The organism is Kitasatospora sp. NPDC048715 (assembly GCF_043198905.1).
Taxonomy (GTDB): domain Bacteria; phylum Actinomycetota; class Actinomycetes; order Streptomycetales; family Streptomycetaceae; genus Kitasatospora; species Kitasatospora lactacystinica.
On sequence record NZ_JBICVH010000001.1, the window covers coordinates 119,779 to 144,433 of the forward strand.

The window sequence follows — 24,655 nt, forward strand, 5'->3', positions numbered from 1 at the left end:
CATGACGCCGTACGACGTGATCGTTCCGGCGGGCGGGGCCGCCCGGCGCCTCGGCGGCGCCGACAAACCCGGGCTGACCGTGGGCGAGACCACTCTGCTGGACCGGGTCCTCGCCGCCTGCGCGGGCGCCCGTACCGCCGTCGTGGTCGGCCCGGCCCGGCCGACCGAGCTCGGCGGCGTCCACTGGACCAGGGAGCGGCCGCCCGGCGGCGGGCCGGTGGCCGCCGTCGCCGCCGGGCTCGGCCTGGTCACCGCGGACACCGTGCTGCTGCTCGCCGCGGACCTGCCCTTCCTGGACCGGCGGACGGTGGAGCGGCTGGTCGCCGCCCTCGACGGGGCCGGCGCGGCCGCGGACGCCGCCGTGCTGGTCGACGCGGGCGGCCGCGACCAGCCGCTCGCCGCCGCCTACCGCACCGGCCCGCTGCGCGCCGCGCTGGCCGCGCTCGGCGATCCGGCCGACCAGCCGCTGCGCCGCCTGGTCGGCGGGCTGGCCCGGCTGCGGGTGGCCGACACCGACAACGTCGCCTACGACTGCGACACCTGGGAGGACCTGGAGCAGGCCCGCGAGCGCGACCGGACCTGACCCTCACCGGCACCGTCACCGGCGTGTGAGCGAAACGACGCGCGCCGCACCCGGGGCGAACACCTCGGCGAACCGGCCATCGGGCAGCATGGGCGCATGGAGCGCACGCTGGATGACTGGATCGCCGAGGTCAAGGCCGACCTGGGCATCGACCTGGACGTCGACGTCCGTGGTCTGCTCGACACGGCCCGGGTGGTCGCGCACGGAGTGGCCCGGCCGGCCGCACCGCTGACCGCCTTCCTGATCGGCTACGCGGCCGCCCGGCAGGGCGGCGGGGCGCAGGCCGTCGCCGAGGCGGCCCGGCGGACCGAGGCGCTCGCCGAGCGCTGGGTCGCCGCCGAGCGGCCGGACGAGTCGTGAGCGCGGTCGGACAGTCCACCGTGGCCGCACCGTCCACCGGCCCCGGCGTGCTGAGCTGGCCCCGGGCCCGGGAGACCGCGCGCCGGGCCGGGCTGCGCCCGCTGCCCGGGGTCCGGGCCCCGCTGGCCGAGGCGCTCGGCCGCACCCTCGCCGAGCCGCTCTCCGCGCTGACCGACCTGCCCGCCTTCGACACCTCCGCGATGGACGGCTGGGCGGTCGCCGGCCCCGGTCCGTGGCGGGTCGCCGGCCGGGTGCTGGCCGGCCGGGCCGAACCGGCCGCGCTGGCCGACGGCACCGCCGTGGAGATCGCCACCGGCGCCCAACTCCCGCCCGGAGCCACCGCCGTACTGCGCCGTGAGCACGGGCGGACGGACGGCTTGCTGCTGCACGACCGCGGTCCGCAGCCGCTGACCACCGGCCAGGACGTCCGCCCGCGCGGCCAGGAGTGCCGCCGGGGCGAGGAGTTGCTGCCGTCCGGCGCTCCGGTCGGGCCGGCCGTGCTCGGCCTGGCCGCCGCCTGCGGCCACGACCGGCTGTCGGTCCACCGCCGCCCGGAGGTCCAACTGCTCGTCCTGGGCGACGAGTTGCTCACTGCCGGGGTGCCCGGTCCGGGGCTGGTCCGGGACGCGCTCGGGCCGCTGCTGCCGCCCTGGCTGCGGGCGGCCGGCGCCGACCCGGCCGAAGTGGGGTACGTCCGGGACGACTTCGGGCTGCTCCGGGACGCGCTGCGGCACTCCACCGCGGACCTCGTGGTCACCACCGGCGGAACGGCCGCCGGGCCGGTCGACTTCCTGCACCGGGCGCTCGCCGACGTCGGCGCCCGGCTGCTGGTGGACGGCGTCGCCGTCCGGCCGGGCCACCCCATGCTGCTGGCCGAACTCCCCGGCGGACGCCACCTGGTGGGCCTGCCCGGCAACCCGCTGGCCGCCGTCGCCGGGACGGTCACCCTCGTCCTGCCGTTGCTGCACGCCCGCAGCGGGCGGACCGTCGGCGCCCCCGTCCTCGCCCCGGCCGCGGCGGCCCTGCCCGGGCACCGGACGGACACCCGGCTCCACCCGGTCCGGCGGACCGCCGAGGGCGTCCTGCCGCTGGCCTTCGACGGACCGGCGATGCTGCGCGGGCTCGCCCGGGCCGAGGCGCTGGCCGTGGTGCCGCCCGGCGGGGCGGCGGCGGGCGAGCCGGTCGAACTCCTGGAGGTGCCGTGAACCGATTCCGACGCAACCTGGCCCCGGGGACGGAGCCGTGGGCGGACGCCGGGATCGTGCTGCCCGCCCGGCGGGCCGATCCCGCCGTCCGGCAGGTCGGCTTCCGGCTGCTGCTGGCGCTCGCCGTCCTGGTCGCCACCTCGTTCATCGTCTACCTGGACCGGGCCGGCTACAACGACAACGCCGGGGGCGAGCTCAGCTTCCTGGACGCGGCGTACTACGCCACGGTGACGCTCTCCACCACCGGGTACGGCGACATCACCCCGTTCAGCGACAGCGCCCGGCTCACCAACATCTTCGTGATCACCCCGCTGCGCGTGGTGTTCCTGATCATCCTGGTCGGCACCACCCTGGAGGTGCTCACCGAACGGACCCGCCTGCAATGGCGGTTGAACCGCTGGAGGTCCACCGTGCGCGAGCACACCGTCGTCATCGGCTACGGGACGAAGGGCCGCAGCGCCGTCGACACCCTGCTCGGACAGGGGGTGAAGAAGGAGGAGATCGTCGTCGTCGACCCGCAGCGCAAGGTGATCGACCACGCCGCCCAGCACGGCCTGGTCGGGGTGGTCGGCGACGCCACCCGCACCGACACCCTGGTGCGCGCCGCGCTGCCCACCGCCGCCCGGGTGGTGGTCGCACCGGAGCGGGACGACACCGCCGTGCTGATCACGCTGACGGCCCGGCAGCTGAACAAGGCCGCCACCGTGGTCGCCGCCGTCCGGGAGGACGAGAACGCGCCGCTGCTGCGGCAGAGCGGGGCCGACGTCGTGGTCACCAGCTCCAGCTCGGCCGGACGGCTGCTCGGGATGTCGATGCTCAGTCCGCACGCCGGGGCGGTGATGGAGGACCTGCTGACGTACGGCAACGGGCTGGACGTGGTGGAGCGCCCGGTCACCCGGGCGGAGGCCGGGCACAGCCCGCGCGAGTGCGCGGACCTGGTGGTCGCGGTGGTCCGGGGCCGACGGGTGCTCAACTACACCGAGCCGGAGGCCGCCGTGCTCCAGCTCACCGACCGGGTGATCGTCATCAAGTCCAGTACGGTCCTGCCGACCGGCTGAGCCGTACCGCGCAACCGCCCCGGCCCCGCAGTAGGTTCGGGGCATGCATGCGATGACGATTCCCGTACCCGGAGGTCCCGAGGCGCTGGTGTGGGCCGAGGTGCCCGACCCGGTGCCCGCCGAGGGCGAGGTCCTGGTCGAAGTGGCGGCCACCGCCGTCAACCGCGCCGACCTGCTCCAGCGGCAGGGCTTCTACAACCCGCCGCCCGGCGCCTCGCCCTACCCGGGGCTGGAGTGCGCCGGGCGGATCGTCGCGCTCGGCCCCGGGGTGTCCGGCTGGGCGGTCGGCGACGAGGTGTGCGCCCTGCTGTCCGGCGGCGGCTACGCGCAGCTGGTCGCGGTGCCCACCGGGCAGCTGCTGCCGCTGCCCGCGGGGCTGTCCGTCGAGCAGGCCGCGGCGCTGCCCGAGGTCGCCTGCACGGTGTGGTCCAACGTCTTCCTCACCGCGCACCTGCGGCCCGGCGAGACGGTGCTGCTGCACGGCGGCGCGAGCGGGATCGGCACGATGGCGATCCAGCTGGCCAAGGCGGTCGGCGCGCGGGTCGCGGTCACGGCGGGCAGCCGGGAGAAGCTGGCGCGCTGCGCCGAGCTGGGCGCGGACATCCTGATCGACTACCGCGAGCAGGACTTCGTCGAGGCGCTCCGGGAGGCCACCGGCGGGGCCGGGGCGGACGTGATCCTGGACATCATGGGCGCCAAGTACCTCCAGCGGAACGTGGACGCGCTGGCGGTCAACGGGCGGCTGGTGATCATCGGACTCCAGGGCGGGGTGAAGGGCGAGCTCGACCTCAACGCGCTGCTGCGCAAGCGCGGCGCGGTGATCGCCACCAACCTGCGCGGGCGGCCGCTGGCGGAGAAGGCGGCGATCGTGGCGGCGGTGCGGGAGCACGTGTGGCCGCTGGTCGAGTCCGGGGTGGTGCGGCCGGTGGTGGACCGGGTGCTGCCGCTGGCCGACGTGGCCGAGGCGCACCGGGTGCTGGAGCGCGGGGAGCAGGTCGGGAAGGTCGTGCTGCGGGCCTGAGAAGGGGGGCGGCCCGGCGGCGCGGCGACACCGGTCAGGGCGTGAAATCGCCCGAAATGCCGTACCGCCGGGGGCGTGCGAATCTGGTCCGGAGCAGTCCCGCCGCCGATCCCGCCCCCGGGCGCCGTCGGCCGTCGGAAGGACTCCGACCGTGGCCGCATCACCGCACGCATCCCTCGGGCCGCTGCCCGTCGCGCCGCACCACCGTCGTACTTCCCGCCGCTCCCCGGGCCGTGTCCAGCGGCTGGTCGCGGCGGCCGTGCTGGGGCTCACGCTCCCACTGGCCGCCGCCTCGGCGGCGATGGCACTGCCCTCGTCCGCGGTGCTGTCCCCGCCGGAGGCGGCTCCCTCGCCGGACGCGGGGGCGAGCGCCGGGCAGGGCGGGGAACCGGACACCTCCGGGCCGGTGGCCGCGCCGCGGCGGCGGCCGGTGCCGCACCCGCATCCGAAGCCGGACGGCGACCTCCCGCAGGCCCACCGGCACCACCCGGCCTCGCTGCCCGAGCGCTCCGACGCCGCCGTGGAGCAGGCCCCCGAGCAGGCACCCGAGCAAGCGCCGGAGCAGGCGCCGGAGCAGGCGCCGGACCGGACCGCCGACCGGGCCGTCGAGCAGGCTCCGGAGCAGGGCCCGGAACAGAATCCGGAGCAGAATCCGGAGCAGGCCCCCGACCGGGCCGCCGAGCAGGCCCCGGAGCAGGGCGTCGAGGCCGAGTCGCCGGAGACCGACGGGAAGGCGGCGGAGGGCGAGGCCCCCGGCGATGCCGCCGCCCCGGACCCGGCCGCCGTGGACACCGCGGACGCCGCCACTGCCGCCGGACAGCCGGTCGCGGCCGTCGCCGCCGTGCCCGCGATCTTCCCCGTCCACTGGCAGGACGCCTCCACCACCCAGCTGCCGCTGGGCGTCGGTCTGGGGCTGATCGGCTGCGGCCTGGGACTGGTCGGCGTGCGGCTGCGCAAGGGCTGAGGCGCCGGTGCCGCGACCGGGTGCGGTGGCGCGGGTGCCCGCGGCGCTGGTGCCACGGCTAGGGGACCGCGTCCGGGCGGGCGGCTCCGGGGCTGAGGGGCGGAACCGGAGCGTTCCCGGGGGCGGCGCGCCCGGTGCGGGGCCGGGATTCCGGCGGGCGCGCGGCGGCGGGCCGGTGCGGTCCGGTCCGGGGCACCGTCGGCGGGCGCGCGGCGGCCGGGGAGCGGGAACTGAGTATCCGTACGGATTCCCGTGCGGCGGCCGGGGGCGTACCTTCGTCACGGGTGGCGCAGGACGGCGGGACGACCGGGGGCTTCCGCCCGACCAACCCCAGTGAGAGAGAATGTTGTTCATGACGAATCCGATGAACGAGCGCCCGTCGCAGGAGCCCTTCCGGGCCGCCGGCGGGCAGTCGCAGGACGGCCAGAAGGTGCTGATCGTCGGACCGGACGGGCTGCCCGTGGGCCAGGGGTTCGCCGGCACGGTCGGGGACGGGGACGACGAGGGCGACGTGCCGCGCGAGCTCCCGGTGACCGAGATGGTCGAGCAGCCCGCCAAGGTCATGCGCATCGGCAGCATGATCAAGCAGCTGCTGGAGGAGGTCCGGGCGGCGCCCCTCGACGAGGCGAGCCGGGCCCGGTTGAAGGACATCCACGCGAGCTCGATCAAGGAGCTCGAACTGGGACTGGCCCCGGAGCTGGTCGCCGAACTGGAACGGCTGTCGCTGCCGTTCACCGACGACACCATCCCGACCGAGGCCGAGCTGCGGATCGCCCAGGCCCAGCTGGTCGGCTGGCTGGAGGGCCTCTTCCACGGCATCCAGACGGCCCTGTTCGCGCAGCAGATGGCGGCTCGGGCCCAGCTGGAGCAGATGCGGCGGGCACTGCCGCCCGGTCTGAACAGCGGCGAGTCGGACGAGGACGAGCCGGGACCGGGCCGCGGCATCCGCTCCGGCCCCTACCTGTAGCCGCGACCGGCGGGTACCCGCCGGCGGGTACCCGCCGGTCCGCCCGGACCGCCGCCGGACCGGACGTACCACGACGGTCCGCCCCGGCCCCGGCCACCGGGACCGGGGGGCGGCGGCCCGGGACCGCTCCCCGGCCCTGGGCCGATCACCGTCGGCGCGAGCCGATACCCTGACCCCTGTCGCCGGCCGGTGGAACCGCCGCGACAGGGGCCCGCCGGGCCAGCGGGCCGGGCCCACCACGCACGGACGAGACCGAACGTCAGGCTGCGGCGAGCACGCCCGCGCCGAGGGGGAGCAGAGGACCATGAGCGAGCACGGCAACGCGGCGGTCGAGGGCTTCTCGCTGGGCAACGGCCGCTATGTGCTGCAGCGGCTGCTGGGCGAGGGCGGCATGGCCTCCGTGCACCTCGCCCACGACCGCGTGCTGGACCGGCAGGTCGCGCTGAAGAGCATGCACAGCGAGCTGGGCCGGGACGACTCGTTCAAGGAGCGGTTCCGCCGCGAGGCCCAGGCCGTGGCCCGGCTGGAGCACCCCAACATCGTCACGGTGTACGACAGCGGCGAGGACGTCGCCGCGGACGGCTCCAGCACGCCGTACATCGTCATGCAGCTGATCGACGGCAAGGGTCTGCGCGAGGCGATCAACGAGGCGATCGGCCAGTACGGCGCGATGCCGGCCGAGGAGGCCCTGAAGGTCACCATCGGCGTGCTGAACGCGCTGGAGGCCTCGCACGACATGGGCCTGGTGCACCGCGACATCAAGCCCGGCAACGTCATGTTCGACCGCAAGGGCAACGTCAAGGTCATGGACTTCGGCATCGCCCGTGCGCTGGAATCCGGCGTCACGTCGATGACCCAGACCGGCATGGTGGTCGGCACCCCGCAGTACCTCTCGCCCGAGCAGGCGCTCGGCAAGCCGGTGGACGCCCGCTCCGACCTGTACTCGGTCGGCGTGATGCTCTTCGAGATGATCACCGGGCAGCTGGTCTTCGACGGCGACTCGGCGTTCTCGATCGCCTACAAGCACGTCCAGGAGGAGCCGCCGGCCCCCTCCACCCTCAACCGCTCGGTCACCCCCGAGGTGGACGCCTTCGTCGCCCAGGCGCTGCGCAAGGACCCGGCGCACCGGTTCCAGAGCGCGGCGGCGATGCGGGACGAGGCGGAGCGGCTGATCGAGGCCGCCAAGGGCGGCGGCAACGGGCAGTGGCTGCAGGCCAGCACCCCGCTGGTGATCAACGAGGGTCCGCGCTCGGTGCACGCCGCCCCGCAGGCCCCGCAGGCGCCGCACAACCCGCAGACGCCTCAGCCGCAGTACCTCCAGCAGGGCGGGCCGCAGCAGTACCGGACCCCGCCGCCGGCGTACCCGACGCCGCAGCCGCAGACCCCGCACCCCTTCCCGCAGCAGTACCAGACCCCGCCGCCCGCCTTCCAGCCCCCGCGTCCGCAGGCACCGCACACCCCGCACCCGCAGTTCCTGCAGCAGGGCGCGCCGCAGGCGCACACCCCGCCGCCGCAGCCGATGCCGCCGTACCAGCAGCCCAAGGCGCCCAGCGGCGGCGGCTGCTCGACGGCCGTGGTCGTGATCGGGATCATCGTCGGCGTGCTGGTGCTCGCGGGCATCATCATCGCCATCGTGGTCAACAAGGCGGACGTGAAGACCGGCGGCAAGTACAGCCACGGGGAGCGTCCCGCCAACGTGCTGGTCGTCGACCTCCCCGCCGACCGGAATGGCCTGCTCTGACGGATTCCGGCCGGTTCGGGGGTGCCGCGTCCGTCCGCCGGAAGCGGTAGCGTTCGGGGATACGTAAGCGACAGGGCAGCGCGATCCGAGCGAACGCCCGGGGCGAGGAGCGATGGCACAGACGCAGCAGCCGGACGACGACGCGGGTGTCCGAGCGGTCGGCCGGACCGGCGGGACCCCGAGGATTCCCGAGCCCGGCAGCGAGGCCCAGACCTCGGCGCTGCCGCCGTTCGGCGGTCCGCAGACCCCGGGCCGCGGCACCGCCGTGCCGCTGAGCACCGTCGGCGACGGCCGCTACCGGCTGACCTACCGGCTCGGCCGTGGCGGCATGGCCGAGGTGTTCGCCGCCGAGGACGTGCGGCTCGGCCGCACCGTCGCGGTCAAGCTGCTGCGCGGCGAGCTGGCCCAGGACGACGTCGCCCGGCTGCGCTTCACCCGCGAGGCACACGCCGTCGCCGCGCTCAACCACCACTCGATCGTCGCGGTCTACGACACCGGCGAGGAGTACGTCGGGGACGAGTCCACGCCGTACATCGTGATGGAGCTGGTCGAGGGCCGCACCGTCCGCGAGCTGCTGGCGGACGAGGAGGCGCCGCCGGTCGACCAGGCGCTGATCATCATCGCCGGGGTGCTGGAGGCGCTCGCCTACAGCCACCGCAACGGCATCGTCCACCGTGACATCAAGCCCGCCAACGTGAGCATCACCAACGCCGGCGCGGTCAAGGTGATGGACTTCGGCATCGCCCGGGCGCTCACCGGCGGGGCGACCACGATGACCCAGACCGGCATGGTCATGGGCACCCCGCAGTACCTCTCGCCCGAGCAGGCGCTCGGCAAGCCGGTCGACCACCGCTCGGACCTGTACGCGGCCGGCTGCATGCTCTACGAACTGCTCACGCTGCGCCCGCCGTTCACCGGTGACACCCCGCTGTCCGTGGTCTACCAGCACGTCCAGGACCCGCCGCTGCCGCCCTCGCAGGCCAACGGCCGGGTGCCGACCGGGCTCGACCCGCTGGTGCTGCGCTCGCTCGCCAAGAACCCGGACGACCGCTTCCAGGACGCCGACGAGTTCCGAGCCCACGTGCAGCACGCGCTGCGCGAGATGCACGGCGCGGGCGGGGCCGTCTGGGCGGGCGCGACGGCGGGCGACACCGGCGCGACCCAGGTGCTCCGGCCGGACCAGGCCGCGGCCACCGCGGCCTTCGGCGCGGTGGGCCCCGGCGACCAGACCTCCGTGCTGCCGTACCCGACGGGCGGCCCGCACACCCCCTCGTCGCCCTATCCGGCGGCCGGCGGCCCGTACGGCGACGGCGCGGGCGAGGAGGACGGCGGCGGCCGGCGGCGCGGGCCGTGGGCCTGGGTGGCCGGTGCGATCGCCGTGCTGGTCGCGGCCAGTGCGGGCATCGCCTTCGCGCTCAGCGGCAACGACAGGATCGACCCCACGGTGTCCCCGACGCAGCCCCCGGCGGTCACCAGCAGCGACACGCCCGTGCCGGTGCAGAGCGGCCTGACGCCCCCGCCCACCTCGGGCTCCGGCAGCAAGAAGCCGCAGCAGCCGACCGACCCCAACACCACCGGGAACACCACCGGGAACAGCGGCAACAACATGTCGCCGTCGCCCGGCTGGGGCAAGCACACGCCGACCCCGACGCCGACCGGGACCGCGAGCCGCACGCAGACGCCCGCCTCGACGGCGCCCACGACCGGTGGCGCGACGCCCGGCGGCGGGGGCGGCAACACGCCGCCGCCGAACCCGCTGCCGACCAAGACGAACCCGCCGGTGACGTTGCCGCCCTCGCTGCCCGCGCAGCCCGGGAACGGCTGACCGGCCGACCGACCGACGGGCCTCGACCGGCAGACCGGCTGACCCGCCTCGACCGGTCCTGCCGACCTCGCGGGTCGGCCGGACCGGCCGGTGGACGCGGTCAGTTGGCGAAGGCGTCCAGGACCTGTTCGTACTCCTGGCACCACCACGCCAGCTGCCCCGCGGAGGCGGGATAGAGCGGGTCGGCCCGGTGGTCGGCCCGCTGGTAGCGCCACTGCAGCATCCAGAAGTCGTTCAGCCGCTCCCACCAGACCCGGTGGACGGCGGCGGCCAGGTGCTCGGCGGTGGCGGCGCCGGAGGCCCGGTAGGCCTGTGAGTAGCGGCGGACCCGGACCAGGTCGAGGACGCCGGACGAGCGGTCGTTGAAGAGCAGCGTGGCGGCCCGGACCGCCTCCTCGGCGCGTGGCTGCGGGCCGAGCTTGTCCCAGTCCAGGACGGCCGTCACCCGGCCGCCCCGCGGGCCGTCGTCGTACAGCAGGTTGAGGCCGTGGAAGTCGCCGTGGGTCCAGCCGGTGGGGGGCGCGGCCGCCGGGGCGGGGCGGCGGTGGGCGTGCTCGGCGAGCAGTTCCAGCCGTTCCGTGAGCCGTTCCACCACCAGGGCGTCCAGCTCCCCGGCGGGGTGCTGCTCGCGGGCGCGGCGCCGCAGGTCGTGGGCGAGGGCGGCGCTGTCGACGGCGTCGGCGCTCCGGTATCCGGCGGGTTGTTCGAGGGGGGCGCAGACATCGTCGAGTGCGCCGTGCAGCCGGCCGAGCAGCGTGCCGAGCGCGTCGCACTGCGACGGTTCGAGCTCGCCGCCGTGCCGGTGCCGGCCCTCGACCCAGGGGAACAGCGCGAACAGCCGGCCGCCCCACGAGGCCACCGTGCCGGACCGTTCGGCGCAGGCCAGCGGGGGTGCGACGGGCAGTCCGAGGGCGTTCAGCGCGGCCATCGCGCGGTGGTGGGCGACGATCTTCGGGCGGCTGGCGGTGGCGGAGTCGACGTAGCACTTCAGGAAGTACGGACCGGCCTCGGTGGTGACCAGGTACCCCCGGTTCAGCAGGCCCTCGGCGACCGGTTCGGCGGTCAGCAGCCGTCCTGTCCGGTAGCGGGCCAGTACCTCGGCGAGCGCGCCCAGCGGGACGGGTGGGCTGAGGGTCCCCATCGGCGGTGCGGAGAGGTCGGGGCGGGCCGGGGCGCAGGCGAGGGTCTGGCTGAAAGTCACGTGCAGAGGTTATGGCCCCCTTGCGGGGGCCCTTGACAAGCCGTCAGTTCTGTGCAGTCGTGCGGTCAGTACTGGTGGTCGGCCTGGTGCCGCGCCACGAAGGCGGCTGCCTGGGTGCGCCGCTCCATGCCCATCTTGGCGAGCAGACTCGAGACGTAGTTCTTCACCGTCTTCTCGGCCAGGTGCAACTCGTTGCCGATCTGACGATTTGTCATACCTTCGCCGATCAAATCCAGGATCCGCCGCTCCTGCTTCGTGAGCTGGGCGAGCCGCTCGTCCTCCTTCTCCCCGCCGTCGCGCAGCCGGGCGAGCACCCTGCTGGTGGCGATCGGGTCGAGCAGCGAGCGGCCGGCCGCGACGTCCCGGACGGCGGTGATCAGGTCGGTGCCGCGGATCGCCTTCAGCACGTAGCCGGAGGCGCCGGCCATGATCGAGTCGAACAGCGCCTCGTCGTCCGAGAACGAGGTCAGCATCAGGCACTTGATCTCCGGCAGCCTGGACCGGATCTCGCGGCAGACCTCGACCCCGTTGCCGTCCGGCAGCCGGACGTCGAGCACCGCCACGTCCGGGTGGACCGCCGGGATCCGGGTGAGCGCCTCGGCGGCCGTGCCGGCCTCGCCGACCACCTCGATGTCGTCCTCGACCGAGAGCAGATCGTGCACGCCCCGCCGGACGACCTCGTGGTCGTCGAGCAGGAATACCCTGATTTGTCCGTTATCAGTCACGTCCAAAGCCTCCCATACCACCGTACGAAAGACCTATCACCCGTACCCCGGTCACGACGTGATCCGGCCAGAGCCGTCCGAAACCGATACCGAGAACCCCCTTACGCACGGGCTTCCGCCCGGATAACGTGCGCTGGTGTCCTGAAGGCGCTCGAATTGAGAGCTGCGTCACGCCGACCGTCACCCCCACCCTTCCGACGGCGAGCCGATCGCGGCACCCTCGGGGTTGTAGGCCCTGAACAAGTAGGACGTCCTAGCGCAAGCGCGTCGAGGGCGGACGCTGGGTAACGTTCTCGTGAGGGACGCCGTCGGAACAGGATCACCACCTGCCCCGCAGTGGGAGCGCACACCCACGCGCGCCCCGCGAGGCGGTGACCGGACCGGTCACCGGCGACCCCGGGCGGCCGGACAGACCGAGGAGTGAACGTGACCGTCAAAAGCACGGCGAGGGCTCGCAAGAAGGCGGCCCCCGGCGTCCCTGACACCCTCCGCGCCAAGGGCAAGGACGCCCAGCCGGAGCTCGTCCAGCTGCTCACGCCGGAAGGCGAGCGGGTCGAGCACCCTGACTACCCCCTCACCACCACTCCCGAGGAGCTGCTCGCCCTCTACCGCGACCTGGTGCTGGTGCGCCGGTTCGACGGCGAGGCCACCGCGCTCCAGCGCCAGGGCGAGCTGGGCCTGTGGGCCTCGCTGCTCGGCCAGGAGGCCGCCCAGGTCGGCTCCGGCCGCGCCATGCGCCCCGGCGACTACGCCTTCCCCACGTACCGCGAGCACGGCGTCGCCTGGTGCCGCGACGTCGACCCGCTGAACCTGCTCGGCATGTTCCGCGGCGTGAACCACGGCGGCTGGGACCCGAACGAGAAGAACTTCCACCTCTACACCATCGTGATCGGCGCGCAGGCCCTGCACGCCACCGGCTACGCGATGGGCATCACCAAGGACGGCGCCGACGACGCGGTGATCGCGTACTTCGGCGACGGCGCCTCCAGCCAGGGCGACGTCAACGAGGCCTTCACCTTCGCCTCGGTCTACAACGCGCCCGTGGTCTTCTTCTGCCAGAACAACCAGTGGGCGATCTCCGAGCCCACCACCACCCAGACCAAGATCCCGCTGTACCGCCGCGCCTCCGGCTTCGGCTTCCCCGGCGTCCGGGTCGACGGCAACGACGTGCTGGCCTGCCTGGCGGTCACCCGCTGGGCGCTCGACCACGCCCGCAGCGGCAACGGCCCGGTGCTGATCGAGGCGTTCACCTACCGGATGGGTGCCCACACCACGTCCGACGACCCCACCCGCTACCGGCACGCCGAGGAGACCGAGGCCTGGAAGGCCAAGGACCCGATCAGCCGGCTCCGCGCCCTCCTGGAGAAGGAGGGCCTGGCCGACGAGGCGTTCTTCGCCGCCGTCGACGCCGAGAGCGAGCAGCTGGGGCTGCGGGTGCGCGAGGGCGTGCGCGGCATGCCGGACCCGGACCCGACCCTGATCTTCGACCACGTGTACAGCGAGCCGCACACGCTGGTCGATGAGGAACGGGCCGAGTACGCCGAGTACGCGGCCTCCTTCGAGGCGGGGGAGAACCACTGATGGCCGGTCAGCTGAGCATCGCCAAGGCGCTGAACGGAGCGCTGCGCAAGTCGCTGGAGAACGACCCGAAGACCCTCCTGATGGGCGAGGACATCGGCAAGCTCGGCGGCGTCTTCCGGATCACCGACGGCCTCCAGAAGGACTTCGGCGAGGACCGGGTGATCGACACCCCGCTCGCCGAGTCCGGCATCATGGGCACCGCGATCGGTCTGGCGCTGCGCGGCTACCGTCCCGTCGTGGAGATCCAGTTCGACGGCTTCGTCTACCCGGCCTTCGACCAGATCGTCTCCCAGCTGGCCAAGATGCACGCCCGTGCGCTGGGCCACGTCAAGCTGCCGGTCACCGTGCGCATCCCCTACGCGGGTGGCATCGGCGCGGTCGAGCACCACAGCGAGTCGCACGAGGCCTACTTCGCGCACACCGCCGGTCTGCGCGTGGTCACCCCGGCCAGCGCGCACGACGCGCACTGGATGCTGCGGCAGTCGATCGAGTCCGACGACCCGGTCATCTTCCTGGAGCCCAAGCGCCGTTACTGGGACAAGGGCGAGGTCGGCGACGCCGCGGACCTGGGCCTGCACGACGCCCGGATCGTCCGGCCCGGCACCGACGCGACGCTGATCGCGTACGGCCCGATGGTCAAGGTCTGCCTGGAGGCCGCCGCGGCCGCCGAGGAGGACGGCCGCCGGCTGGAGGTCGTCGACCTGCGCTCGCTCTCCCCGGTGGACTTCGCCGCCCTGGAGGAGTCGGTCAAGCGCACCGGTCGGGCCGTCGTGGTGCACGAGGCACCGGTCTTTCTGGGCATGGGCGCCGAGCTGGCCGCCCGGCTGACCGAGAAGTGCTTCTACCACCTGGAGGCACCGGTCCTGCGGGTCGGCGGCTACCACGCGCCGTACCCGCCGTCCCGGGTCGAGGAGGCCTTCCTGCCCGACCTGGACCGCGTGCTCGACGCCGTCGACCGCGCGCTCGCGTACTGAACCGGGGAGCGAAGATGACCACCGAAGTTCGCTCGCTCCGCGAGTTCAAGATGCCCGACGTGGGCGAGGGCCTCACCGAGGCCGAGATCCTCAGCTGGTACGTCAAGCCCGGTGACACCGTCACCGACGGGCAGGTCGTCTGCGAGGTGGAGACCGCCAAGGCGGCCGTGGAGCTGCCCATCCCGTTCAACGGAGTGGTCGAGAAGCTGCACTTCCCCGAGGGCGCCACGGTCGACGTCGGCACCGTGATCATCTCGATCGCGGTCGCCGGGGAGGCGGGGGCCGCGGCTCCGGCCGCCCCCGCCGCGGCTCCGGCGCAGGCTCCGGCTCCGGCCGAGGAGGCCGAGCCCGAGCGGCGCGAGGTGCTGGTCGGGTACGGCCCGCGCACCGGCACCGCCCAGCGCCGGGCGCGGCGGACGACCACCACCAGGGTCGCCGCGACCACGCCGGCTCCGGCGGCCGCTCCGGCCCCGGTCGCCGCCCCGGCTCCCGCGGCGCCCGTGCCGGTCGCCGAAGTGCCCGGCGGGGAGCGCCCGTTGGCCAAGCCGCCGGTGCGCAAGCTGGCCAAGGACCTCGGCGTCGACCTGCGCGCGGTCACCCCGACCGGCCGGGACGGCGTGATCACCCGCGAGGACGTGCACGCCCACGCCGCCGCTCAGGCCGCTCCGGCGGCTCCGGCCGCCGCGGTGGCGGAGGTCGCCGGAACGGCCGTGGCCGAGCCGGCCGCGCCGCAGGTGCCGGTGCCCGCCGCGGGCGACGTCCGGGTGCCGATCAAGGGCGTCCGCAAGGCGACCGCGCAGGCGATGGTGGCCTCGGCCTTCACCGCCCCGCACGTCACTGAGTTCGTGCAGGTCGACGTGACCCGCACGATGAAGTTCGTCCGCCGGCTCAAGGAGAGCGGGGAGCTGGGCCGGGACGTCCGGGTCAGCCCGCTGCTGATCGTCGCGAAGGCGCTGCTCACCGCGATCAAGCGGCACCCCGGGATCAACGCGCAGTGGGACGAGGCGGCCCAGGAGATCGTCCTCAAGGGCCAGGTGAACCTCGGCATCGCCGCGGCCACCCCGCGCGGCCTGATCGTTCCGAACATCAAGGACGCCGGGTCCAGGACCCTCGCCGGGCTGGCCGCTTCGCTCGGCGAACTGGTCGAGACCGCCCGTCAGGGCAAGACCTCGCCGGCCGACATGCAGGGCGGGACGGTCACCATCACCAACGTCGGCGTCTTCGGCGTCGACACCGGCACCCCGATCCTCAACCCGGGCGAGGCCGCCATCCTGGCCTTCGGGGCGGTCCGGGAACTGCCGTGGGTGCACAAGGGCAAGGTGGTCCCGCGTCAGGTGACCACGCTGGCGCTCTCCTTCGACCACCGCCTGGTGGACGGGGAGCTGGGCTCCAAGGTGCTGGCCGACGTGGCCGGGCTGCTGGAGCGCCCGAAGCGCCTGATCACCTGGGGCTGACGGAACCGAAGAAAACGAAGAAACCGAAAAAGGGGCCCTCCTCCGCACCGCCGTGCGGAGGAGGGCCCCTTCGGTGTACCGCCCGTCGACTAGCGCTGGGGACGGAGTCGACGGACGGCGACCAGGACGCCCGCTCCGAGGGCGAGGAGGAGGGCGGAGCCGAGGGCGAGGAAGGTGTTGCTGGAGGAGGAGCCGGTCTGGGCCAGCTCGGGGGTGCCCGCGGGGGCGGTGGTGGCCGGGGCCGACGCCTTCGGGGCCTGGGTGGCGGGGGCGGTGTCCCCGGTCCGGTCGACGGCGGGCTCGGCGGCCTTGGCGGGCGCGTCCTTGGTGGGCGCGGGCTTGGGCTTGGCCGGGGTGGTCGGCTTGGCAGTGGTGGTCGGCTTGGCAGTGGCGGTGCCCTGGGGGTGGGTCACCTTGACCGTCTTGAAGGCCGAGCTGCCGGCGCCCTGGGAACCGGCCATCTCCGCCGAGGCGAACAGGTTGACCGCGGTCACGCCGGCGGGGGTGGCGGCGGCCAGCGAGTAGCGGAACTTGAAGGTCGCGGAGCTGTTGGCGGCCATGCGCTGGCGCTGGGAGCCGGTGACCTCGACGGAGCGCATGCAGCCGTCCTGCAGCTGGAGGTTCTTCCAGGCGCCGGTGTAGTCCAGGTACTGGATCCTGACGTCCTTGAGGCGGGCCGCGGCGCCCGGGCCCGGGGTGACGAGGCCGAGGAAGGGCTCCATGCCGTGGGCGTCCTCGGCGCCCTTGTTGGTGACCTTGAGGGAGACCTCGTTCCAGCTGCCGTCCGCGACCACCGAGGACCTGGCCGAGGTGATGGCGGTGTCGGGGGAGAGCCCGGGCACGTTGGTCGGGGCCTCGTACGCGCCGCCGAGCCGGTGGTCGCCGCAGGCCCAGGCGGTGTCGGTGGCGAGGAACTGGACGCCGCCGGCGAGGACGACGGTGGCGGCGACGGTGGCGATGCGGCGGCGGCCGGAGAGCGCGCGGTCGTTCTTCGCAAAACGGGTGATAACGGGCATGCGCATGACGTGAGTCCCCAGGGTCGACGTGCTGATGGTGTGAATGGGTGAAGACGACCGGCTCCGCTCCTCGTGAGCGGAAGCGCCCCCCGGCTCCGCCGGTCTCGCTCTCCGTGCCTTCATCCGTATAGACGCGCATCCCCGCGGGGGGTTGCAGACGGGTTCCGAAATTTTTTCGGGCTTCTCCGGCGGGTCCCGAGGACGGCCCGAGGAATGGTTGGTATGACCTGGATGATCCGAAATGTGCGGATCGTTCGGCCAGGTCGGTGACTTTTTCGCGGCCGGATAGGGGAGTCCCGGCCGCCCGGGTACGTCTCCGCTCCATCACCCGGGCGACACCGGGCGACCGGCTCCCGGAGGACGCACCCGTATGCCGCCTGGCAACCCTGGCCGTCTCGTCCGGAGTCTGGCCGCACTCGTGCTGGTGTCCGCCGCCGCCCTCCCGGCCGCCCTGGAACTGACCGGCCCCCCGCCGTTCGGCGTGATCGGTCCGGGTGCCCCGGCCGACCGCGCGGTGCCGCCGCACACGGCCCTCCAGGCCGACCAGCGGATATCCGCGGCCGCCCCGACGGTCGACATACGCCGCACCGGGGACCCGGCCAACCGGATCACCCTGGTGCTGATCGGCGACGGCTACACGGCCGACGAGCAGGAGCTCTTCCGGCAGCAGGCCGACAAGGCCTGGCACGCGCTGATGGACATCGAGCCCTTCCGCACCTACCAGGGCTTCTTCAACATCAGGCGGGTCGAGGTGGTCTCCCCGGTCTCCGGGATCGCCGAGTCCGAGAGCCGCGGCCGCAGGACCGCCACCCCGCTCGGCATGCACTTCTGGTGCGAGGGCACCGCCCGGCTGCTCTGCGCCGACGAGTCCGCCACCGCCCGCTACGCGGGCAACGGCGCGGGGCCGCAGTACCTGATAGCGCTGGCCAACTCCACCGAGTACGGCGGCGCCGGCGGCACCGGGGTGACCACCCTGGCGGGCGGCAGCCCGGACGCCGGGCGGATCATCCAGCACGAGATCGGGCACACCGTGGGGGATCTCGGAGACGAGTACGACAGCGCCCCGGACGACGCCGACTACCCGAACCTCGCCACCCTCAACGCCGACGACATGCGCAGGAAGCAGACCAAGTGGTGGCGCTGGCTGGGCGCCGAGTCCCCGGACGGGGCCGGCGTGATCGGGGCGTACCGCAGCGCCAACGGCCTCTACCGGCCCACCCCGGACTCGGTGATGCGCACCCTGGGCAGCGCGTACAACCTCCCCTCGCGCGAGGCGATCATCGAGGAGCTGTACCGCAGGGTCCGGCCGACCGACGCCCCGGTGCCGGCTCCCGGCGAGGTGTCCGGGCGGCCCCGGCTCGACGTCCGGCCGCTGCCGCTGACCGGCCCGCGGCAGCTGAAGGTGGAATGGAAGGTGGACGGCGTCCCGGTGGCCCCGCAGTCCGCCGACGGCTCCTGGCTGGACACCGCCCGGCTGGAGCTGGCCCCGGGCCGGACGGCCACCGTGACGGCGACCGTCCGGGACACCACCGACTGGGTGCGGGACGAGGCCTTCCGGGAGCGCTCCATGACCCGCTCGGTGTCCTGGACGCTGACCGGCTGACCGATTGCCGGCTGGGGCCGGTCGCGCGCCCCCGGGTCAGAGCGTCCCATCATGGGATGACTAATCTGGTCGGACTATGACCGTGGAGCCCGCTCGCCCAGCCCCGTCCCCGTCCGTCCCCGCTCCCCGGCTCATCGCCGACCCCCCGGCCGCGCCCGTTTCCGCGCCGGCGTCCGTGCTCGCGTCCGCGCCGCCCGGCGGCCGGGCGGCCTGGCTCGCCTGGTCCATCGGGGTCAGTGTCTACATCCTGGCCGTCATCCACCGCACCAGCCTCGGGGTGGCCGGACTGGACGCCGCCGACCGCTTCGGCATCGGCGCCTCGGCGCTCTCCACCTTCTCGATCCTCCAGGTGCTGGTCTACGCGGCCATGCAGATCCCGGTCGGCCTGCTGGTCGACCGGTACGGGCCGCGCCGGGTGCTGCTGTCCGGCGTCGTACTGCTGAGCGCCGGTCAGCTGGCCTTCGCGTTCAGCTCCGACTTCGGCCCCGCGCTGGCCTCCCGCGCGGTGCTCGGCTGCGGCGACGCGATGACCTTCATCAGCGTGCTGCGGATCGCCGCCCGGTGGTTCCCGGCGGCCCGGAACCCGTTCGTGGCCCAGCTGACCGGCCTGGCCGGGATGGGCGGCAACCTGGTCACCACCGTGGTGCTCGCCAGGGCGCTGCACAGCGAGGGCTGGACGCCCACCTTCACCGCGATCGCGCTGCTGGGCGCGGTGGTGTTCGCGCCGGTCGCGTTCCTCCTGCGGGACGCGCCCCACCAGGAGGCCGTCGTCCGGCCCGGGGCGGCCGCGGCGCGGCCGAAGGTCGGCCGGCAGGTCCTCGCCTGCTGGCGGGAGCCGGGCACCCGGCTCGGGCTCTGGATCCACTTCACCACCCAGTTCCCCGGCAACGCCTTCGGCCTGCTCTGGGGCCTGCCCTACCTGGTGCAGGCCCAGGGGATGTCCCGGGCCGGGGCCGGCGGGCTGCTGACGCTGCTGGTGCTCAGCAACATGACCTTCGGCTTCGTCTTCGGCCGGCTGCTCTCCGTCTCGGCGCGGGCCCGGATGCCGATCGTGCTGACCGTCGTCGCGACCACCGCGCTCGGCTGGGCGCTGGTGCTGGCCTGGCCCGGCGGCCACCCGCCGGTCTGGCTGCTGGTCGGGATCATCCTGGTGATGGGCAGCAACGGCCCGGCCTCGCTGGTCGGCCTGGACTACGCGCGCTCCCGCAACCCCGCGGAGCGGCTCGGCACCGCCTCGGGGATCGTCAACATGGGCGGCTTCATCGGCACGATGATCACCCTGTTCGGCATCGGCGTGCTGCTGGACGCGCTCTCCCCGGACGGCGCCGGGTCGTACTCGGCCACCGCCTTCCGCTGGGCGTTCTGCTGGCAGTACGTCCCGCTGGCGGTGGGCACGGCGATGATCCTGCGGCTGCGCCGGAAGGTCGCGGCGCAGGCGGGCTGAGCCCGGGGCCGGACGGGCCCCGGGCGACGGACCGTACGGCCCCGGGCCTCAGATGGTGACCGAGAAGTTGGCCAGCACCCGCTCGGCCAGCTCCCGGTCGCCCTCGACGGAGACCGGGCCGGGCCGGCCGCGGCCGCAGGCGAGCCGCAGGTAGGTCTCCCAGTCCATGGTGAGCTGGACGTCGGGGGCCAGGCTGATCGACTCGTCCACGGTGCAGTGGCCGGTGGCGTCCACCCGGACGGTGCGCAGGAACTCCACCGGGCCGGTGACGTCCAGCACCAGGGCCGTCCCGGCCGGGGCCCCGGCCTTGTTGGCGACGGCCTTGGGCAGCAGCTCCAGCAGCAGGTCCCGGGTGATCAGCGCGGCCGGGGCGTCCAGGTTGCCCGGGGTCTCCAGGGCCCGGCGCAGGTCCTGCTCGTGCACCCAGACGTCGAAGGCCCGCATCCGCAGCAGCTCGTGGTACGGGACGTCCCTGGCCAGCGGCCCGGCCGGCCAGCGCACCGGCTCCTCGGGCGTCTGCTTGGCGTTCCGCAGCGCCCGGGAGCGGCGGATGATCGTGTACTCCAGCTCGCCGGTCATCTCCAGCGCGGTGTGGCAGCGGCGCTTGTCGACCGGCAGCTCGACGTAGCGGGCGAACTCGGTGGTGACGTGACGGAGGTCACGCGGCAGCGAGTGGATCGGGCGCGGGTCGCCGAGCAGGTCGGACTCGACCGCGATCACGTGCGAGACGACGTCGCGGACGGACCAGCCGGGGCACTCGGTGGCCCGGTTCCAGGAGCCCTCGGGAAGGGGGGCGACCAGCTCCGATATGGACTCGATGGTCTGGGTCCACGCCTCGGTGTAAGCCTGCACGGTCTGGTTGTCCGTCACGGGAATCTCCGGCCCTCCGTCAGCTTCCTTGCCGCCTGCGCCCCGCCGTCACGGCCGACCGGGATGGTCCGGCTTTCCGGGCGCGCACGCTAACCGCACGTTACGCTGCCGGGAGACAGCTGGGCAGCGCTTTCGGGTGACGATCGTAGGTCTCTTGCCGTGGACGGTGGTACTGTGCGCGCTTCATTGATCCAACTCGCGGTCTCCGACGAGGAGCCGCCCGCCGAGCGGAGGGCTCGGGCGGCGGCCCTGGTACGGGCACAGCAGGGCGCCGACCTGGTGGTGCTCCCGGAGCTGTGGCCGCTCGGCGGCTTCGCCTACGACCTCTGGTCGGACGGTGCGGAGACGCTGGACGGGCCCACCTCGGACGCGATGTCGGCCGCCGCGCGGGCCGCCGGGGTCTGGCTGCACGCCGGTTCGGTCGTCGAACGCGATCCGGACGGGCCGATCTACAACACCTCGCTGCTGTTCTCCCCGGACGGCGAGCTGGTGCACACGTACCGCAAGATCCACCGCTTCGGCTTCGACAGCGGCGAGGCGGTGGTGATGGGCGCCGGGCAGGAGATCGTCACCGCGCCCACCGACTTCGCCACGCTGGGCCTGGCCACCTGCTACGACCTGCGCTTCCCGGAGCTGTTCCGGGCGCTGCTGGACGCCGGGGCGCAGCTGCTGGTGGTGCCGGCGGCCTGGCCCGCCCGGCGGCGCGAGCACTGGACGCTGCTGGCCCGGGCCCGGGCGGTGGAGGAGCAGGCCTTCGTGCTGGCCTGCAACACCGCCGGGACGCACGCCGGGGTCGAGCAGGCCGGGCACAGCATCGTGGTGGACCCGTGGGGCCGGGTGCTGGCCGAGGCGGGGGCGGGCGAGGAGGTCCTGACGGTCGAGTTCGATCCGGCCGAGGTGGCGAAGGCGCGCGCGGAGTTCCCGGTGCTGCGGGACCGCCTGCTGGGGATTCCGGCGCCGGTCCAGCGCTGAGCGGGGGTGGGCGGGGCGCCGGGGACGGCGTTCCGGAGGGTTGGTTCGTACCTGGGTCGGTCGGGTTTGAGAAGATGAGCACTCGTCGTGTTCCCCGCCGGCCCGGACGAGGGCCGGCACGGTAGGCCGCCCGAGGAGGTCGCCCCATGCCTGACAACGGCGCAGGCGACACCCCCCGCCCCGTCATCCACCGCAACAGCCTGCGCGAGCAGATCGCCGGCGCGCTGCGCGAGGAGATGATGGCCGGCCGGCTCGCGGCCGGCCGCAACTTCACCGTCAAGGAGATCGCCGAGCTGTACGGCGTCTCCGCGACCCCGGCCCGCGAGGCCCTGGTCGACCTCGGCGCGCAGGGCCTGCTGCGGGCCGAGCACCACCGCGGCTTCACCGTGCCCGAGCTGGGGTGGGACGACTTCCTGGAGATCTTCGAGTCCCGGGTGCTGATCACCGACAGCTTCCACCGCCAGTACGCCACCCGCCGGGCACTGCCCGACCTCGGCCGGCTGCCCTCGCTGCACCGGCGGGCCGACGCGGCGGTGCGGGCGGCCCGGGCCGGGAACCTGGACGTCATGGTGGGCTGCGACCGCCGGTTCTGGCAGGAGGTCGGCGCGCTGCTCGGCAACCGCCGGATCGCCGACTACCTGGACTGGCTGCGGGTGCAGTCCTGGATGTTCGCCGCGCCCTACCTGCGGGAGCTGCCCGCGCTGGGCGGGATCTGCTGGGAGCGCCACCCGGACCTGGTCGCGGCGATCGAGGCCCGCGATGCGCTCGGCGCGCACCGGATCATCTGCGAGTACAACCTGTACACCGTCCGGCTGCTGGCCGGGCTGGCCGGGCAGCCGCTGGAGTCGGTGACCGTGCTGGACCTGCTCACCGAGTTCGTCGGGGAGGAGCCGGCGCCGGTGCCGGTCGAACCGCCGCCCGCGCCGGCGGCCCCGCCGGAGCCGGGCGACGAGCCCGAGGCCGGTGCCGAGGCCGGTGCCGGGCCCGGTGCGGCCCGCACCGGGCGGACCCGCAGCGCCGAGGTGGGCCGGGAACTCGGCCGTGAGCTGGGACTGGGCCTCGGGCTGGTGCCGCAGCCGCGCACGGTGCCGTACGGCCGGTTCGGCCGACGGCTGTCCGAACCGCCCCCGGAGGGCCCTCGGGGACGGCCCGACCCGCACGCCGCGCCGGGCCGGTAGGGTGGGCGGTCATCGGACCGGGCGCCTCCTGAAAGGCCGTCCGGGTACCGACCCGACCCCCGTCGTCGCCCCGCCCGCGCGGGCGATCCCCGCCTCCGGAGAGGAACTGCCGGCCATGGCCTGCGACCTCTGGCTCGTCCCGCTGGTGGACGCGCTGAGCCACAGCCCCGACAACCCCTTCCGGGACGACCTCGCGCTCTACAACTCGGTGCTGGCCTCGCGCGGGCTGCCCGAGGTGCCGGTCTACCGGTTCGTCCCGGGCATCAGCGGCGCGGTCGAGCCGATAGCCGCCTTCGACTACGACTCGCTGCACTTCCTGCGCCGCGCCTACCTGTTGGGCCTCACCGGCCTGGACATCACCCCGGTCGACGCGCTCGGTGGCGACTACGAGCAGTTGCTGGAGATGTTCGAGAGCAGTGCCGAACAGTCGCACCTGGTCTGGCACTTCGACCACGCCGGCGCGTACGTGCCGGTCGAGTTCGCGGTGCCGCTGGTGGACGACACGCTGCTCGCCGCCGGCGGCCCGCTCGGCTCCAGCCACGGGCTGCTGCGCGAACTCCAGGCCGTCGCACCGGCGCTGGGCATCGACCCGCTCAACCCGCCGGACCCGACCCGGCCGCTCGGCCCGACCGGCCTGGAGCAGCCGTTCGGGCCGCCGATCGACGACGTCCACCCCTTCGCCCGGGAGCGGCACGCCTGGTCGGGCCTGTACGCGGCGGCGACCAGGAGCGTCACCCAGGGCTCGATGATCGTCTTCGCCTGACGCCGGGCGGACGGGCTCCAGGCGGACACGCCTTAGCGCAGCGGCCCCTCCGGCGGCCGCTGGCGCGGCATGGTCGGCCGGGTGCCCGGCGGCGGCAGCACCCGCACCTGGGCGCCCACCCCGGGCTCGCTGCGCCCGCCCCAGGCCCCGCCGGACTGGGTGGGCAGCTGGGTCATCGAGGCGCGGAACTCCAGCATCCACTCCGAGGTCTCGGAGCGGACCATGTCCGAGACGTCCTCGCAGAACCGGCGCAGCACGCCCAGGCAGCGCTCGGCGGCCTCGCCCGCGGTGCCCTCGGTCGGGCCGAGCACCTCGCGCACGCACTCCGAAGCCCAGTCGAACTGGAAGGCCTCCAGGCGGCGTTGCAGGGCCTGGCCGGTGGAGACGTCCCGCATCCAGCCGGAGGTGAGGCCGAAGACCCGGTCGGTGGCCAGGCAGGCGGCGGAGAGCGCGAAGCCGACGTAGCCCCAGCCGGTGCCGTGCGCGAAGGCGCCGGCCAGGTCGACCAGCGGGGCGGTCACCCCGCCCACCGCGAAGCCGGCCGCGCCGAACCGCAGCACGCGGGCCCAGCGGCGCTTCCAGACGCGGTCCCGGCGGTACCACTCGATCGCCTCGACCGCCCGCTCCTCGGACCAGCGGTAGAGCTCCTCCAGCCGTTCGGCGGGCTCGCCCCAGTCCCCCAGCGGGAACTGGCGGGTGCTCAGATCGGCCCGCTGGCGGGTGGAGGCCCGTCGGACGACGGCGGCGGCGGGCGGGTCCTCCTCACCGATCTCCTTGCCCCAGGCACTCTCCTCGGGCTGCATTTCCGGCTGGCTCACCTGTGGGGCTCCCTGTGGCGGGCGGACTGCTGGCTCTGTCGGCGCAACGGCTGACGTGGTGTCCGCCGGTGGTTCTCCAACAGCACTTCTTACCGCCAAATGGCTGACCGTGGGGGCGCTTCTCCGCTGATCGTTACCGGTTTCGGCCAACGGAACCCGAGGTGGGCGGGTTGCGGGAGGCGGCGAGATTTCACCCGTCCGAGCGAGGGGTCGGTGACCCGACGTCGTGACCCGACCACCCACCGCCGAACCGGCCCCGTCGGGCTTGGAGGATCCTCCGACATCGTCGGCGTACGGAGATCCTCCGCTGGAGGATCCGACGGGACCGGAGA

The 24,655-nt window shown here is 74.3% G+C and carries 20 protein-coding genes and 1 pseudogene; 16 read left to right on the plus strand and 5 right to left on the minus strand.

The genetic code is table 11. The annotated features are described in order from the left end of the window. Position 1: 1 nt before the first annotated feature. The 8 genes and pseudogenes from ACGFSC_RS00600 (at position 2) to ACGFSC_RS00635 (ending at position 9,724) form a co-directional block, all read left to right on the plus strand. Positions 2-943, plus strand: a pseudogene (locus tag ACGFSC_RS00600) (NTP transferase domain-containing protein). Next, complete coding sequence (locus ACGFSC_RS00605; protein WP_380630626.1) at positions 940-2,148, plus strand: molybdopterin molybdotransferase MoeA; 1,209 nt, start codon at positions 940-942, stop codon at positions 2,146-2,148. Before ACGFSC_RS00600 ends, ACGFSC_RS00605 begins: the two are co-directional and overlap by 4 nt. Further along, on the plus strand, positions 2,145-3,206 hold the full coding sequence (locus ACGFSC_RS00610; protein WP_380353381.1) for a potassium channel family protein: 1,062 nt from the start codon (positions 2,145-2,147) through the stop codon (positions 3,204-3,206). The genes ACGFSC_RS00605 and ACGFSC_RS00610 overlap by 4 nt, the downstream gene beginning before the upstream one ends. Positions 3,207-3,249: 43 nt before the next feature. Then, complete coding sequence (locus ACGFSC_RS00615; RefSeq protein ID WP_359909438.1) at positions 3,250-4,227, plus strand: NAD(P)H-quinone oxidoreductase; 978 nt, start codon at positions 3,250-3,252, stop codon at positions 4,225-4,227. Between the two features lie 151 nt (positions 4,228-4,378). Continuing rightward, complete coding sequence (locus tag ACGFSC_RS00620) at positions 4,379-5,191, plus strand: hypothetical protein (protein ID WP_359909435.1); 813 nt, start codon at positions 4,379-4,381, stop codon at positions 5,189-5,191. Positions 5,192-5,543: 352 nt separating this feature from the next. Continuing rightward, positions 5,544-6,158: a bacterial proteasome activator family protein gene (locus ACGFSC_RS00625; protein WP_380353386.1), complete on the plus strand. Its 615-nt coding sequence runs from the start codon at positions 5,544-5,546 to the stop codon at positions 6,156-6,158. A 304-nt stretch (positions 6,159-6,462) separates the two neighbouring features. Beyond that, entirely contained in the window at positions 6,463-7,899 is a 1,437-nt protein-coding gene (locus ACGFSC_RS00630) for a protein kinase (protein ID WP_359897690.1), read from the plus strand. Between the two features lie 112 nt (positions 7,900-8,011). Then, complete coding sequence (locus ACGFSC_RS00635; RefSeq protein WP_359897691.1) at positions 8,012-9,724, plus strand: protein kinase; 1,713 nt, start codon at positions 8,012-8,014, stop codon at positions 9,722-9,724. 100 nt (positions 9,725-9,824) lie between these two features. Here the strand turns inward: ACGFSC_RS00635 and ACGFSC_RS00640 are convergent, their stop codons facing one another. Together ACGFSC_RS00640 and ACGFSC_RS00645 are read right to left on the minus strand one after the other, a co-directional pair. Then, on the minus strand, positions 9,825-10,925 hold the full coding sequence (locus ACGFSC_RS00640) for a phosphotransferase (RefSeq protein ID WP_359897692.1): 1,101 nt from the start codon (positions 10,923-10,925) through the stop codon (positions 9,825-9,827). Between the two features lie 65 nt (positions 10,926-10,990). Next, positions 10,991-11,650: a response regulator transcription factor gene (locus ACGFSC_RS00645; protein ID WP_359897693.1), complete on the minus strand. Its 660-nt coding sequence runs from the start codon at positions 11,648-11,650 to the stop codon at positions 10,991-10,993. A 426-nt stretch (positions 11,651-12,076) separates the two neighbouring features. On the opposite strand from ACGFSC_RS00645, the gene pdhA reads away from it, so the two are divergent. Genes pdhA through ACGFSC_RS00660 form a run of 3 tightly spaced genes read left to right on the plus strand, consistent with a single transcriptional unit; the run spans position 12,077 to position 15,659 of the window. Beyond that, positions 12,077-13,231, plus strand: a complete 1,155-nt coding sequence (gene pdhA / locus ACGFSC_RS00650; RefSeq protein WP_380353393.1) for a pyruvate dehydrogenase (acetyl-transferring) E1 component subunit alpha — start codon at positions 12,077-12,079, stop codon at positions 13,229-13,231. After that, positions 13,231-14,205, plus strand: a complete 975-nt coding sequence (locus tag ACGFSC_RS00655; protein ID WP_380353395.1) for an alpha-ketoacid dehydrogenase subunit beta — start codon at positions 13,231-13,233, stop codon at positions 14,203-14,205. The genes pdhA and ACGFSC_RS00655 overlap by 1 nt, the downstream gene beginning before the upstream one ends. Before the next feature lie 14 nt (positions 14,206-14,219). Next, positions 14,220-15,659, plus strand: coding sequence for a dihydrolipoamide acetyltransferase family protein (locus ACGFSC_RS00660; protein ID WP_359897695.1), 1,440 nt, complete (start codon positions 14,220-14,222; stop codon positions 15,657-15,659). Between the two features lie 89 nt (positions 15,660-15,748). Here ACGFSC_RS00660 and ACGFSC_RS00665 read toward each other — a convergent pair whose 3' ends face one another. After that, the gene (locus ACGFSC_RS00665) at positions 15,749-16,681 is read right to left on the minus strand and encodes an LAETG motif-containing sortase-dependent surface protein (protein WP_359897696.1); all 933 of its coding nucleotides are present in this window, start codon (positions 16,679-16,681) and stop codon (positions 15,749-15,751) included. A gap of 364 nt (positions 16,682-17,045) precedes the next feature. On the opposite strand from ACGFSC_RS00665, the gene ACGFSC_RS00670 reads away from it, so the two are divergent. Beyond that, positions 17,046-18,278 (plus strand): M64 family metallopeptidase, encoded by a 1,233-nt coding sequence (locus ACGFSC_RS00670; RefSeq protein ID WP_359897698.1) that lies wholly within the window; start codon positions 17,046-17,048, stop codon positions 18,276-18,278. Between the two features lie 82 nt (positions 18,279-18,360). Continuing rightward, on the plus strand, positions 18,361-19,722 hold the full coding sequence (locus ACGFSC_RS00675) for a nitrate/nitrite transporter (protein WP_380630649.1): 1,362 nt from the start codon (positions 18,361-18,363) through the stop codon (positions 19,720-19,722). Between the two features lie 48 nt (positions 19,723-19,770). On the opposite strand, the gene ACGFSC_RS00680 is transcribed toward ACGFSC_RS00675, so the two are convergent. After that, positions 19,771-20,592: a maleylpyruvate isomerase family mycothiol-dependent enzyme gene (locus ACGFSC_RS00680; RefSeq protein ID WP_359897700.1), complete on the minus strand. Its 822-nt coding sequence runs from the start codon at positions 20,590-20,592 to the stop codon at positions 19,771-19,773. 174 nt (positions 20,593-20,766) lie between these two features. Between ACGFSC_RS00680 and ACGFSC_RS00685 the strand changes: the two genes are divergently transcribed. The 3 genes from ACGFSC_RS00685 to ACGFSC_RS00695 all read left to right on the plus strand — a co-directional run bounded on the left by ACGFSC_RS00685 (position 20,767) and on the right by ACGFSC_RS00695 (position 23,505). Continuing rightward, entirely contained in the window at positions 20,767-21,564 is a 798-nt protein-coding gene (locus ACGFSC_RS00685) for a carbon-nitrogen family hydrolase (protein WP_359897701.1), read from the plus strand. A 146-nt stretch (positions 21,565-21,710) separates the two neighbouring features. Further along, positions 21,711-22,742 (plus strand): GntR family transcriptional regulator, encoded by a 1,032-nt coding sequence (locus ACGFSC_RS00690; RefSeq protein ID WP_359897702.1) that lies wholly within the window; start codon positions 21,711-21,713, stop codon positions 22,740-22,742. Positions 22,743-22,857: 115 nt separating this feature from the next. Beyond that, a complete protein-coding gene (locus tag ACGFSC_RS00695) occupies positions 22,858-23,505 on the plus strand; it encodes a hypothetical protein (protein ID WP_359897704.1) in 648 nt (215 codons plus the stop codon). A gap of 32 nt (positions 23,506-23,537) precedes the next feature. Here the strand turns inward: ACGFSC_RS00695 and ACGFSC_RS00700 are convergent, their stop codons facing one another. After that, positions 23,538-24,323 (minus strand): SLATT domain-containing protein, encoded by a 786-nt coding sequence (locus tag ACGFSC_RS00700; protein ID WP_359897705.1) that lies wholly within the window; start codon positions 24,321-24,323, stop codon positions 23,538-23,540. Positions 24,324-24,655 lie beyond the last annotated feature (332 nt).

Excerpts from the sequence above, each read along its gene's own strand:
- ACGFSC_RS00615 (WP_359909438.1), top strand. The coding sequence starts at position 3,250 with ATGCATGCGATGACGATTCCCGTACCCGGAGGTCCCGAGGCGCTGGTG.
- ACGFSC_RS00625 (WP_380353386.1), top strand. The coding sequence starts at position 5,544 with ATGACGAATCCGATGAACGAGCGCCCGTCGCAGGAGCCCTTCCGGGCC.
- ACGFSC_RS00630 (WP_359897690.1), top strand. The coding sequence starts at position 6,463 with ATGAGCGAGCACGGCAACGCGGCGGTCGAGGGCTTCTCGCTGGGCAAC.
- ACGFSC_RS00635 (WP_359897691.1), top strand. The coding sequence starts at position 8,012 with ATGGCACAGACGCAGCAGCCGGACGACGACGCGGGTGTCCGAGCGGTC.
- ACGFSC_RS00655 (WP_380353395.1), top strand. The coding sequence starts at position 13,231 with ATGGCCGGTCAGCTGAGCATCGCCAAGGCGCTGAACGGAGCGCTGCGC.
- ACGFSC_RS00660 (WP_359897695.1), top strand. The coding sequence starts at position 14,220 with ATGACCACCGAAGTTCGCTCGCTCCGCGAGTTCAAGATGCCCGACGTG.
- ACGFSC_RS00665 (WP_359897696.1), bottom strand. The coding sequence starts at position 16,681 with ATGCGCATGCCCGTTATCACCCGTTTTGCGAAGAACGACCGCGCGCTC.
- ACGFSC_RS00670 (WP_359897698.1), top strand. The coding sequence starts at position 17,046 with ATGCCGCCTGGCAACCCTGGCCGTCTCGTCCGGAGTCTGGCCGCACTC.
- ACGFSC_RS00690 (WP_359897702.1), top strand. The coding sequence starts at position 21,711 with ATGCCTGACAACGGCGCAGGCGACACCCCCCGCCCCGTCATCCACCGC.
- ACGFSC_RS00695 (WP_359897704.1), top strand. The coding sequence starts at position 22,858 with ATGGCCTGCGACCTCTGGCTCGTCCCGCTGGTGGACGCGCTGAGCCAC.